The organism is Xanthomonas sp. NCPPB 3442, from assembly GCF_056725145.1.
The window spans coordinates 514,332-527,192 of sequence record NZ_CM161514.1; the positions used below are offsets into that span (position 1 = coordinate 514,332).

Here is a 12,861-nt window from a genome sequence, read left to right on the forward strand (position 1 = left end):
CGGCCAGGCAGTCGCCTGCGTGCAGTGGGGTCTGGAGCGGGCGGTCTGGTTCGATGGGCGTCGTTAGCCTGACAGATGCGCCAGCGCCCGCTGGATCGCGGGGAGTCGACGTGCCGCCTGCATCAGATGCAATACGGCACGTCGCTCCCATGCACTAGCGTTCAAACCTTTTGATGGTATGGCTTGCGTACGCCGCAACAGGACCGGCGCGCTACGCTTGAAATTTCCGGGTCAGCCGCGCAACGCGCCTGGCGACGGCGCAGTGCCGAGCCAGCAACTGATAGTGGTGCAAATCCCGAATCCCAAATCCCGTCTCAGGGCAGCACCAACGCGATCGCCTGCGACTTCACGCTGGCGCTGAGCGAGGGGAACGGGTCGACGTTGGTCATCACGACCAGGTCGTCGATCGACACCACGTCGCAATTGATGCTGCTGTCGTTGACGCACAGATACGCGCCGGCGCCCACGCCCGGTTCGTAGATCGCCTTCCACACATATGCCGGGACGGCGACCTTGTCGGTGCCGATGGTCGGTGCAGTGCCGCTGTCGAAGGCCGGGCCGGTCACCACGTACAACTCGCCGTGCTGCTTGGCCAGCTGACGCACCTGTTCTTCGATGTGCGCCCACTCGCCGGTGTTGAGCTTGTGGTCCTGCGGGACGACATTGGCCATGGAAAATGTTTCTTTTTCCGAACTTTCGGTCGATGCATCGCCGGCCGGCGTCATGTGCCCGCGGTCGTAGCCGGTATTGGTGTAGTCGGAACTTTTCGAGCGATCAGCGGCGGGGATGCCGGTTTCGTCGTGGAAGGAGCCGACCCGGCCGATCGCCTCGGCGCCGGCAACCTGTTGGTCGGTGAGGTGCTCGGCCGAATACACCGGGTCCTTGGTCACGCCCGAGGCCAGCAACACGTATTCGGTGTGGCAGACCTCGGTGGCGCGGGTCGTGCTGCTGCCCACGCTCGGCGGGGTGCCATTCGCGTAGAGGCTGGGACAACGGGTGGCGGCCATCGCCACGGAGGTCGTGCACAACACTGCCAGGGCCACACAACCGCGCAGGAGGAAGGACATTGCAGAGCTCGCTTGCCAAGGGAAGTGAGGAAGGTGGCAAGGCGCGATGTCCAAACGATGACCGCGCCATGTGCGGCAGATGACGGCGCGGCAGCACGCGTCAGACCAGACAGACCGCTGCCGGGCGCGGCGTGCAGCGAGCCATAGAACGCCGTCGGCATCGATGCAGATCGGATGCGAGACTCATTCTCATCTACAATGGGCGGCCGTCCTGTTTCGTGTCCAGGTCTTGATCAAGACGCTCCTGTTCCAGCTGCATTGGCTGCTCGGCATCACTGCCGGGCTGGTGCTGTCGGTAATGGGGTTGACCGGCGCGGCGATGTCGTTCGAAAACGAGATCGTGCGCATGGCCAATCCGGCCATTGCGCAACTGGCGCAACGGCATGCGGCGGGCGAGCAGCCCTTGCCGGTGGATGTGTTGCTGCAACGGCTCGATCTGGCGCCAGCCGGTGCCGGGCAGAAACAGACGGTGACGCGCCTGTTGATCGATCCCACTGGTGCGCGCCCGTCTGCCGCGCGCCTCTCCGGCAAGGGCGCGGGCCGGGTGTATTTCGACCCCTATACGGGTGAGCGGGTCGCGCCGCCGCGGCTGAGTACTGCGTTTGCCTTCATCGAAGACCTGCACCGCAATCTGACGGCCGGCAAACGCGGGCAGGCGGTCACCGGTGCGAGCGCCTTCATCTTGCTGTTCTTCTGCGCATCTGGGCTGTATCTGCGCTGGCCGCGACGGTGGTGGAGCCCGCGCACCTGGTGGGTGGTGGAATGGCGGCGGCAGGGGCGCAGTTTTTTGTGGAGCCTGCACGCGGTGTTCGGCACCTGGTGCTTGCTGGTGTATTTTCTGGTCGCGCTGACCGGGCTGACCTGGTCCTACCCCTGGTATCGCGATGGCATGATGGCCTTGCTTGGCGGCCTGCCTGCGATACGCGGCGACAAAGGCGATAACCGCCCGGCCACCGTCGATCTTGCACGCGTGCAGCGCACGCTCGATGGCATTCCCGCCACGCGCAGCGCCGCCCTGGATCTGCGCATTCCCGCGCGCGCCGGGCAGCCGTTGAATGTGCGGTTCTTGCCCGACCATCCCGCTCACGATCGCGCCTACAACAGTCTTGATATCGCGCCGGACAGCGGAGCACTGCTGCAGCGCCTGGACTACGCGCTGCTGCCGCGCGGGCAGCAATTGGCGGCGAGCATGTTCCCGCTGCATTCGGGCAGTTTCTTCGGGTTGCCCGGGCGCATCGTGGTGATGCTCGCCAGCCTGGGCATGTCGGTGTTCTTCGTCACCGGCTGGATGCTGTATCTGGATCGGCGCCGCAAAAAACGCGAACTGCGCGCTGCGCGCAAGGTGTTGCAAGGCGCAGCACCGGCCTCGCAAGCGGCGCCGTGGTTGATTGCGTTTGCCAGCCAGAGCGGTTTTGCCGAGCGCCTGGCGTGGCAGGCCGCCGGGCATCTGCAGGCCGCCGGCTTGCCGGTGCAGGTGTGCTCGCTGGCGCAGCTGGATGCGCAGGCGCTACAACGCACCGGGCATGCGCTATTTGTGATCAGCACGTTTGGCGATGGCGAGCCACCGGATGCGGCACGCGGTTTCGAGCGTGGGCTGCTGCGGCAACGCCTGCAATTGCCGCACCTGACCTACGCGGTGCTGGCGCTGGGAGACCGCCAATATGCGCAGTTCTGCGGGTTCTCGCGGCGTGTCGAACAGTGGCTGGATGCGCAAGGTGCACGCGCGCTGTTTCCTGCGGTGGAACTGGATAACGTCGACCCGCAGGCGCTGGCGCAATGGCATGCGCAGCTGGGCCAGATCGCCGGTGCACCTTTGCGCGTGGCGCCGCTGGCACGGACCAAATTGACCGAATGGACCCTTTCCTCGCGCATGCATCTGAATCCGGGCAGCGAGGGGGCGCCGATCTGGCGCGTCGATCTGCAGCCGCCTGCCGATGCGCAGTGGCAGGCCGGCGACATCCTCGAAGTGCAGCCTGCGCATGCCCAAGCACAAGTGCGCGCCTGTCTGGCGGCATGGGGCCTGGCGCCGGACGCACTGGTGCACGTGGATGCGCAGCTGCTGCCATTGCAGCAGGCTGCCGCCGAGCGCGTCCTGCCCGAGCCGCCCGCAACGCCGCTTGCCCATCGCCCTGATCCGCAGACCTGGCTGGATGCTTGCGCCTGGCTGCCCACACGCGATTATTCGCTCGCCAGCGTACCGGCTGACGGCACCGCGATGGTGGTGGTGCGGCTGACGACGCGTGTCGATGGCAGTCCCGGTCTGGGTTCGGGGTGGTTGATCTGCCATGCGGCGATCGGCACGCCGGTGCGCGCACGGTTGCGCACCAATCCCGGGTTTCATCGGCTCGAAACGATGCCGATGGTCTTGATCGGTAACGGAACCGGCATTGCGGGCCTGCGCGCGCTGCTACGCGAGGCCGAGTTGGCCGGCGTGCATGGGCACTGGTTGTTGTTCGGCGAACGGCATGCGGCGCACGACCGCCTGTTCGCCGACGAGCTGCAGGCCTGGCAGGCGAGTGGGCATCTGCAGCAGCTGGAGTGGGTGTTCTCGCGCGATCAACCACAAAAGCGCTACGTGCAACATCACTTGCGCGACGCCGGCGACACGCTGCGACACTGGATCGACCGCGGCGCGGTCATTTGCGTCTGCGGCAGTCTGGACAGCATGGCGCGCGAGGTCGATGCAACCTTGCGAGAACTGCTCGGCGACACGCGATTGGAATCGCTGACCGCGGCCGGCCGTTATCGACGCGATGTGTATTGAGCGCGGCGATGACGGCGCCAGCCCCGCCTTACATCGGCTAGCAGAACCTGGCCAGTGAGCATTGTGCGGGTGCGCAGAGCAGAGAGCCGCAGACCACCGTGGACGACGGATACGCGCCCACTCCGAGTGGCGAGCGTTCTACGTTTGCATGGCATTGGTGCAGCGTTGTGTCGGCTGACGACCTGTTGGACCCATCAACAACGCCTCGCCGGTCGAGCGTGCGCTGTCCTCGTCGCGCGCGGGACACGCCATGAACCCATTCCTGTGGTTTAACGGCGGCAGCCATGCCGCCAACGGTCCAGCAAGCGGCGCAGGCACCACGCCAGTCAGTTCGCGGGCTGTTTATCGAAGAATGAGCACGTCGCGTCGCACGGTTTGCTTGTCCCCGCATTGGAAGTGATCAGCAGCTCTGCGGCGAATGCCCAGGCAACATGGTCTCGATCGGACCGATGCACCCATCCACCTCAACGGCAACTCGCATCGCCGTCGGCTGCCGGTGCCTTCATCCGGTAGATGTCCAACTGCCCTGCGCGTGGCGCACGGGCGCTGCCGGTCACCAGCAATTCGCCCGGCTTGGCGGTATCCACGACCGCGCCGAAAGTGCGCTCCTGCGGCCCGTTGAACGACAGTGGCAGCGGCAAGCCCTGGGCAAAACGACCGTCCTTGCAGATGGCCAGCAGCAACTGGCTGGGGCCATCGGTCTTCCCCCGGGCCCAGACCAATGCGCGCCCGTCGCCGAGCCAGGCTGCGTCCAGCTCGTCGGCTGCGCTATTGATGTCGACCAAGGCCACCGGCGTGGTGAACGCCTGCCCATCCCAGCGCGCGACGAACAGATCCATGCCGCCAGCACCGCCATGACCGTCGCTGGCGAACAGCAGGCGTGTGCCGTCCAGCGACAGCGTCGGTGCGCGCTCGTTGCCGGCGCTGTTGATCGCCGCGCCCAGCGATTGCACCGGGCCCACGGCGCCTTGCGCACCCACTGGTGCACGGTACAGGTCGCTGCCGCCCGCGCCGCCGGGCCGGGTGGAGGCGAACAGCAGCCAGTGGCCGTCGGCACTGAACAATGGGGTGGTCTCGTCCTGCGCGGTATTGATCGGCAGCGGCTGCGCGTCCTGCCAACGCCCGCCGCGCAGCTGCGCCTGCCACAGATCCCAGCCGCCGGTGCCACCGGCCCGGTCGCTGGCCCAAACGATGCGCTGCCCGTCCGGGCTGAGCGTGGCGCGCGCCTCGTTGGCCGGCGTGGAGACCACACCCATGCCCTCGATACCGAATTCAGCAAGCCCCGAAGCAGACGGGACGCAGAGTAAACTTGCCGCCAGCGTAAGCAGCGTCCATCGATAGTGCATGCGGTGTTCCTGCCTCAAGAGCGGCTCCAAGTCGCGCACAGTCTAGTCAACCAGAGAGCGTTTCATGCCCGTATCCCGTTATGCCGTGTTCGGTCACCCCGTCGCCCATTCGCTGTCGCCGGCCATCCACACCGAGTTCGGGAAGCAGACCGGCATTGCGCTGGAGTACACCGCCATCGACGCGCCGCTAGAGGATTTCAGCGCCGCGTTGCAACGCTTCGCCGATGAGGGCGGCAAGGGCGCCAACGTCACCCTGCCGTTGAAGGAAGCCGCCTATGCGCTGGCCAGCAGCCTGAGCGATCGCGCCCGGTTGGCCGGGGCGGTGAACACGTTGGTGCGCAACGACGGCCAGTGGCAGGGCGACAACACCGACGGCGCCGGCCTGGTGCGCGATCTCACCGAACGCCAGGGCCTGGATCTGCGTGGCCGCCGCGTGCTGCTGCTGGGCGCCGGTGGCGCTGCACGCGGTGTGGCGCCGGCGCTGCTGGAGGCGGGCATCACCGCAATGGTGGTGGTGAACCGCTCGCCCGAGCGCGCCGATGCCTTGTGCGATGCGCTGGGCGAGCCTGCGCGGGTGACGTCGCGTTACATCGAAGACCTGCGCGAGCTGGGCGACTTCGAACTGATCGTCAATGCCACTGCGGCCGGTCGCGACCGCGATGCCGGTGCGTTTGCATTGCCACTGGGTCTGGTCAACAGCCTGACGGCCGCGGTCGATCTGAATTACGGCGACACCGCCATTGCGTTTCTGGCCTGGGCGCGCGCAGCGCAATGCCGGTACGCCATCGATGGACTGGGCATGCTGGTGGAACAGGCTGCCGAGAGCTTCGCGCTGTGGCATGGCGTGCGCCCGGACACCGACCCGGTCTATGCCGCGCTGCGCGCGCGCGAGGCAGTGCTGGTCAGTGCCGACTGACGTGGGCAGCGCCGATGCCACCGCGATCCTGCTGACCCTGGTCACCAGCCTGCTGTCGCGCGTGCCGATGCTGATTGCGGTGCTGCTCGGGCTGGTTCTGTTGTGGCGCGCACCGCATAGCCCGCTGCGGCGCGCCGGGCTGGCCGCGCTCTGGTTGCTGCTGGGCTGCCTGTTCGCCGAGGTCGCCGTCCAGGCGATTCCGATGGTGTTGCTGCAGCAAGGCAACGTGCGCCAGATCAGCGTGGTGGTCGGCATCGCCCACTTCGTGCTGATGGCCATGCAGGCCGTCGGCATCGGCGTACTGGTGTGGACGCTGGCGGCCAGCCTGCAGCGTTTGCCGGCTGGCACTGGTCCGCGCCCGTGATCCCGCTCAAAGCCATCTTGCTGGTGATCGTTGGATTGGTCTGTGCCGGGCAGGGCGTGTGGACGCTGCTGCATCCGCAGGCGCTGGCGGCGGTCAATCGCGGCGGCCTGCTGTACGAACGTTTCGGGCCCAATGGCGTCGGCGCCGGCATGCTGTTGATGGGCGTGGCCATGGCGGCCATCGGCCTGGTGTGGGCGCGCCATGCGTGGCCGGCACGCCGGCAGCGGAACTGAGCGCGCATCGATCCTGCCTACGCGTTAAAGACAGCGGCGTTTCGTGCATCGGCATTCACTGCGCCGCCTTCCGGGTCGCGCCGGCGGCGAGCGCCTGCAGGCGGCCGGTGCTGGGCCACGATCGGAGAATCGAACCATGCCCTCGGCCGCGTAGCAGTCGCACCAGCGTGGGAGTGGCCGGGTGGCCGCCGCAGGCAGGCAACCTGTTCAGCCCTGCGGCGCGCCGGTCGCAGTCACTGCGCCGGTCCGTGCGAAAATAGCGCGATGAGTGAAGTTGCCCCACCGGCCGCGCCGTCGGCGCCCGTTTCCACCCAGCGCAGCCTGACCGACCCGATCAAGGCCAGCATCCGCGACGCTTACGCCAAGCTGCAGGCCAATACGCCGGGCTTTGCCACGCGGCGCGCACAGAGCCAGATGATCGGCCTGGTCTCCCGTGCCCTGGCCACCTCCGGCGGCATCGGCATCGCCGAGGCGCCCACCGGCGTGGGCAAGAGCCTGGGCTATCTCACCGCCGGCGTGCCGATCGCACTGGCGACCAAGAAAAAACTGGTCATCAGCACCGGCACCGTGGCGCTGCAATCGCAGCTGGTGGAACGCGACATCCCGGCCTTCCTCAAGGCCACCGGACTGGAAGCGACCGTGGCGCTGGCCAAGGGCCGTACCCGCTATCTGTGCACCCGCAATGCCGCCGAACTGGAAGGCGACACCAGTCAGAACGCCATGTTCGAAGACGAGCAGGCGCTGTACGACCGCCCGCTCAGCCCCGTCGATGCGGATCTGGCCAAACGGTTGGCCAAGGCCTACGCCGCCCGCACCTGGAATGGCGATCTGGACGATGCGCCGGAACAGATCTCCGTGCCGCTGCGCATGCGCATCACCACGCCGGCCTCCGGCTGTGCGGGGCGCCGCTGCAGCTACGCGGCGCAATGTCCGGTACTCAAGGCGCGCACCGATGTACGCGAGGCGCAGATCGTGGTCACCAACCACGCCTTGCTGCTGTCGTCGCTGTCGCTGGGCGATGCCGAAAACGGCCAGCCGCTGATCGCCCCGCCAGCGGACATGCTGCTGGTACTCGACGAAGGCCACCACATCGCCGGCGTGGCGATCGACCAGGGCGCGGCGAACCTGCCGCTGGACGAGATGGCCAGGCGCACCGGGCGCCTGCAGATCCTCATCGCGGCCGCTTATCGTGCAGTGGACAAGGACAAGCTGGGCAACTTGCTGCCCAACGAAGCCATCGAGGTGGCTGCGCGCGTGTCCAAACTGCTCAAGGCCTTCCACGCCGAGGTCGAACGCGTGTGGAAGCCCGAGCCCGGCGAGCGCGATCCGCTGTGGCGCGCGGCCAATGGCAAGTTGCCGCCGCAGTGGGGCCCGGCCATCGAAGAGCTTGGCGAAGAAACCCGCGCACTGTTCAACTGGGTGCATGCCGCACACAGCGCCATTGCCAAGGGAAAACAGGACGATTCCGCGCGCGAACGTCTGCAGCGCAGTCTCGGCCTGGCGCTGGAGATGGCCGAGCAGCAACACAATCTGTGGAGTGGCTGGCGCCGCGAAGACAAGGAAGGTCAGCCGCCGATGGCGCGCTGGATCACCCTCTCGCGCGACGGCGACCTGATCTGCCATTGCTCGCCGGTGTCGGCCGCGCAGGTGCTGCGCACGATGATCTGGAACGAGGTGGATTCGGTGGTGATGACCTCGGCCACGCTGACCGGTGGCGGCGATTTCCAATCCTTCGCCATCGACAATGGCTTGCCCGATCACGCCGAAATGGCATCGCTGGCCTCGCCGTTCGACCTGCCCAACCAGGCCGAATTGATCGTCCCCAATTTTCCGGTCACTCCCGACGACCGCGAAGGCCATCCCAAGGAAGTGGCCAAGTATCTGGTGCGCGAACTGGATTGGAACGCCAAGGGCAGCATCGTGTTGTTCACTTCGCGCTGGAAGATGGAAAAGGTGGCCGACCTGATGCCGTTGGCGCAACGCAATCGCGTGCTGGTGCAGGGCGAAGGCAACAAGTCGCAACTGATCACCGAACATTTGCGCCGCATCGGTGCCGGCGAAGGCTCGGTATTGTTCGGCCTCAATTCCTTCGGCGAAGGCCTGGATCTGCCCGGTGAAGCCTGCACCACCGTGGTCATCACCCAAGTGCCGTTCGCCGTGCCCACCGATCCGCAAACCTCCACCTTGAGCGAATGGCTGGAAAGCCGCGGGCACAACGCCTTCAACCTGATCGCCATCCCGCATGCGTTGCGCACGCTCACCCAATTCGCCGGCCGCCTGATCCGCAGCTCCAGCGACCACGGCCGCGTGATCATCCTCGACTCGCGCCTGCTCACCCGTCGCTACGGTAAACGCATCATCGATGCCTTGCCGCCGTTCAAGCGGGTGATCGGGCGTTGAAGATCGCCTGGCGATGCCAGTGCCATCATCATCGCAATGTGCAATCTCGCGTGCGACGGTGATGGCGCAGCCGATACGGATGTAGCGCGCCGGTTCGGGTGTTGCGCGATGCAAGCCAGCGCCGCGCTGTGCAGCCACACAGGGAGCATGGCCAGTCGTACCGCATCGGCATACGCGCGATGGTGTAGCTGCAGCGTTGGAGGATCTCGTGCCGCGGCTCTGCATAATCGGCGCTGCATACGTGGCCCAGTCCTGCATCGCGCGATGCGCAATGGGCCACTCGCGTCATCCACACTGCGCACGATCCTGCAACGCAACATTGGCTGCGCGCGATTGAAACTCAGGTCGCGCAAAAAAACGCAATGACGCACGTAGCGTTCGATAATGCGGTTATTTGCTATGTACCGCTCGCGAGTTTGGCGATGCATATCACGCAACGCAGTCATCATCATCTTCCCCTATCGAAGCGATCATAACTAACGACTTCTCACGCTCCGGCCTGCTAGCGATGATTCAGCCTCCTCAAACGAGCTGACGCCATGCGCCCTGGACACCTCATGGTGCTAGCCCTGCTAGCCCCGACGTTGATCGCTCCGCCGGTCTTCGCCCAATCCGTTCTGACCCGCGACAATGGCGCCAAGGTCGGCGATAACCAGAATTCGCAGACAGCCGGTGCCACCGGCCCGACGCTGCTGCAGGACGTGCAGCTGATCCAGAAGCTGCAGCGTTTCGATCGCGAACGCATTCCCGAGCGCGTGGTGCATGCGCGCGGCACTGGCGTCAAAGGCGAGTTCACCGCCACTGCCGATCTCTCCAGCCTGACCAAGGCCAAGGTCTTCAGCGCCGGCGAAAAAACTCCGGTGTTCGTGCGCTTTTCTTCGGTAGTCCATGGCAACCATTCGCCGGAGACGCTGCGCGACCCGCATGGTTTCGCTACCAAGTTCTATACCAGCGAAGGCAATTGGGATCTGGTCGGCAACAACTTCCCAACGTTCTTCATTCGCGATGCGATCAAGTTCCCCGACATGGTGCACGCGTTCAAGCCGGACCCGCGCACCAATCTGGATGACGATTCGCGTCGCTTCGATTTCTTCTCGCACGTGCCAGAAGCCACGCGCACGCTGACCCTGCTGTACTCCAACGAGGGCACGCCGGCCGGCTATCGCTTCATGGACGGCAATGGCGTACACGCCTACAAGCTGGTCAACGCGCAGGGTGAAGTGCACTACGTCAAGTTCCATTGGAAGACGCTGCAGGGCATCAAGAACCTCGATCCCAAGCAGGTCGCCGCGGTGCAGGCCAAGGACTACAGCCACCTGACCAACGATCTGGTCGCTGCGATCAAGAAGGGCGATTACCCGAAATGGGATTTGTACGTGCAGGTGCTCAAGCCGGAAGACCTGGCCAAGTTCGATTTCGACCCGCTTGACGCCACCAAGATCTGGCCGGACGTGCCGGAGCAGAAGGTCGGCCAGATGGTGTTGAACAAGAACGTCGATAATTTCTTCTAGGAAACCGAGCAGGTGGCCATGGCGCCGGCCAATCTGGTGCCGGGTATCGAACCTTCGGAAGACCGCCTGTTGCAGGGCCGTATCTTTTCCTACGCCGACACCCAGCTGTATCGCATCGGTGCCAATGGGCTGAGCCTGCCGGTCAATCGCCCGCGTGTAGCGGTCAACAACGGCAATCAGGATGGGCAAGGCAACATCGGCCAGACCACCAGTGGGGTGAACTACGAGCCGAGCCGCCTGGAGCCGCGTCCGCAGGACACCGCTGCGCGCTACAGCGAGCTGCCGCTGTCGGGCACCACCCAGCAGGCCAAGATCACCCGCGAGCAGAACTTCAAGCAGGCCGGCGAGTTGTATCGCTCCTACAGCAAGAAGGACCGTGCCGATCTGGTGCAGAGCTTCGGCGAGTCGCTGGCCACCACCGACCCCGAAAGCAAGCACCTGATGCTGTCGTTCCTGTACAAGGCCGACCCCGAGTACGGTACCGGCGTCACCCGCGTGGCCAAGGGCGATTTGGCGCGGGTCAAGCAGTTGGCCTCCAGCCTGCAGGACTGATCCGCCCGACGACATCGCGGCCTGCGCCGCGGTGTCGTCTTTACTTCGGGAGATCCCTATGCGCACCCTGTTGTTTCTGATGCTTGGCAGCGTGTCTGCGATTGCCAACGCTGCGTCGCCTGCATCTGCATCTGCATCTGCATCTGCATCTGCATCCGCTGCCAGCGCAACGGCCACTGCCACTGCCACGCCTGAGCAGATCAAGCTGCAACTGCGCGAGTATTTCTTCGACGCCGCGCGTGAGGGCCGCCAGGAGATGCTGGCCGAATTCATCCGTTCGCATTACGACCTCAATACCCGTGACGAGAAGGGCTATACGGCCCTGATCCTGGCCGCATACCACGGCCAGCGGCCGGCGGTGGAGCAATTGCTGAGCGCCGGCGCCGATCCCTGTGCGCAGGACAAGCGCGGCAACACCGCACTGATGGGCGCCATCTTCAAGGGCGAGCTGGGCATCGCCAAGCGCCTGATGCAGGCCGATTGCGCGCCGGACCAGCGCAACAACGCCGGCCAGACCGCTGCGATGTATGCCGCGTTGTTCCAGCGCACCGACGTGCTCAAGGACCTCGCCGCCAAGGGCGCGGATCTCAGCCTCAAGGACGGGCAGGGCAACGATGTGACCAAGCTACAACGCGGCGAATTTGCCACCGTGCCGGCGCGCTGAGCGCGCCAGTCTTGCCTGCCAGGCGCGCCCCTGACAGCGTGCCGCATCGGCCGCGATGCGTCCGTGGTTGCGCTTCACTCACTAGAAGCAACGGGCGGCTGCTCGTGGCCAACGGCCGTGCAGCAGGTTGTAGTCACACGCGCTCTTGTCGCAACGCCCCGGCTCTCGCGAAGACGCCACGCTTGTGGGTGCACGCCGCGCCCCCCGGTCGCTGCATATCCTCCAGCTCTTGCTGCACCTGCCATGTCGACGGCGTCGATCGGGATCGCCGCATCCATTGCAGCACTCAGAACCGCTGTCTGGTACCCCCAAACTGCGCCTTGCAGCGCCGTCGGTTTTCCGCCACGGCCGCGCTGGATCTCTGACAGTGGCGGTGAAATCTTCGCCATTGCGTCAGGATTTTTCTGACGCGCAAACCCTTGTGCGCCAAGGCTTTGACAGAAAACTGAGTACTTGCTGACTTGCTTTAAATCGCCTGGAAAAAATCGCAGAAAACAGTTCAAGAAAGCGCCGGGAACGCCGATGCTGCAGCTATCGCATCGCACCTTGGAACCCCCGGACCATGAAGCTCGATCCCTCCATTCCCTTCCTGATGTCGCTGCTGGCCATGGTGCTGTGCACTGCCGCTGCCGTGGTTGCGCTGGTGTTCGGCCAGGTGCATGTGCTGGCCAAGTCGTGGAGCTTCTACACGGTCATGGGCACTGCCCTGATCACGCTGGTTGCCTCCTACCATGCACTGGGCAAGCCGCTGAGCGCCGAAGAGCGTGTCGGTGTCCGTAACCCGTAAGTTCCGGGTTCGTCCGGGCGCAGCGGTCACCGCGGCACCGGACCTGGAAAGCTCCGCTCGTCACTGACGATGCAAGGCGTTCGCCGCAGAGGCGAACGCAGACAGGCACCGCGCATCCTGCAGCGCTGCCTCCGTTACCGCCCGCACTTGGCGAGCGAGGGAAACTAAAACAGCGTCAACGCGATCTTCGGCGCTGTTGCCGTTTCCGACAGTAAAACGCACCCGTGGTGCTGGCCGCCCAAGCGCGTCACCAGCGC

Annotated in this window: 9 protein-coding genes and 1 pseudogene; 8 read left to right on the plus strand and 2 right to left on the minus strand. The window is 65.4% G+C overall.

What is annotated here, in order from left to right; genetic code table 11:
• Positions 1 to 314: 314 nt before the first annotated feature.
• Entirely contained in the window at positions 315 to 1,067 is a 753-nt protein-coding gene (locus tag AC1POX_RS02210) for a DNA/RNA non-specific endonuclease (RefSeq protein ID WP_218533307.1), read from the minus strand.
• 229 nt (positions 1,068 to 1,296) lie between these two features.
• Here AC1POX_RS02210 and AC1POX_RS02215 point away from each other — a divergent pair, with 229 nt between their 5' ends.
• Positions 1,297 to 3,831 carry a PepSY domain-containing protein gene (locus AC1POX_RS02215; protein WP_372357132.1) on the plus strand — a complete coding sequence of 845 codons (2,535 nt, stop codon included), beginning with the start codon at positions 1,297 to 1,299 and terminating at the stop codon, positions 3,829 to 3,831.
• A 464-nt stretch (positions 3,832 to 4,295) separates the two neighbouring features.
• Here AC1POX_RS02215 and AC1POX_RS02220 read toward each other — a convergent pair whose 3' ends face one another.
• On the minus strand, positions 4,296 to 5,177 hold the full coding sequence (locus AC1POX_RS02220; RefSeq protein WP_209261452.1) for a TolB family protein: 882 nt from the start codon (positions 5,175 to 5,177) through the stop codon (positions 4,296 to 4,298).
• A gap of 64 nt (positions 5,178 to 5,241) precedes the next feature.
• On the opposite strand from AC1POX_RS02220, the gene aroE reads away from it, so the two are divergent.
• The 7 genes and pseudogenes from aroE (at position 5,242) to AC1POX_RS02255 (ending at position 12,604) form a co-directional block, all read left to right on the plus strand.
• Positions 5,242 to 6,093, plus strand: a complete 852-nt coding sequence (aroE, locus tag AC1POX_RS02225; RefSeq protein WP_031424704.1) for a shikimate dehydrogenase — start codon at positions 5,242 to 5,244, stop codon at positions 6,091 to 6,093.
• A complete protein-coding gene (locus AC1POX_RS02230; protein WP_372356702.1) occupies positions 6,083 to 6,457 on the plus strand; it encodes a hypothetical protein in 375 nt (124 codons plus the stop codon). Before aroE ends, AC1POX_RS02230 begins: the two co-directional genes overlap by 11 nt.
• Positions 6,454 to 6,690: a hypothetical protein gene (locus AC1POX_RS02235; protein ID WP_008576468.1), complete on the plus strand. Its 237-nt coding sequence runs from the start codon at positions 6,454 to 6,456 to the stop codon at positions 6,688 to 6,690. Before AC1POX_RS02230 ends, AC1POX_RS02235 begins: the two co-directional genes overlap by 4 nt.
• 264 nt (positions 6,691 to 6,954) lie before the next feature.
• The gene (dinG, locus tag AC1POX_RS02240; protein ID WP_008576467.1) at positions 6,955 to 9,090 is read left to right on the plus strand and encodes an ATP-dependent DNA helicase DinG; all 2,136 of its coding nucleotides are present in this window, start codon (positions 6,955 to 6,957) and stop codon (positions 9,088 to 9,090) included.
• 557 nt (positions 9,091 to 9,647) lie between these two features.
• A pseudogene (gene katB, locus AC1POX_RS02245) lies at positions 9,648 to 11,153 on the plus strand (catalase KatB).
• 58 nt (positions 11,154 to 11,211) lie between these two features.
• Positions 11,212 to 11,817, plus strand: a complete 606-nt coding sequence (locus AC1POX_RS02250; protein ID WP_218211802.1) for an ankyrin repeat domain-containing protein — start codon at positions 11,212 to 11,214, stop codon at positions 11,815 to 11,817.
• 562 nt (positions 11,818 to 12,379) lie between these two features.
• Positions 12,380 to 12,604 carry a hypothetical protein gene (locus AC1POX_RS02255; protein ID WP_008576462.1) on the plus strand — a complete coding sequence of 75 codons (225 nt, stop codon included), beginning with the start codon at positions 12,380 to 12,382 and terminating at the stop codon, positions 12,602 to 12,604.
• Positions 12,605 to 12,861: the final 257 nt, after the last annotated feature.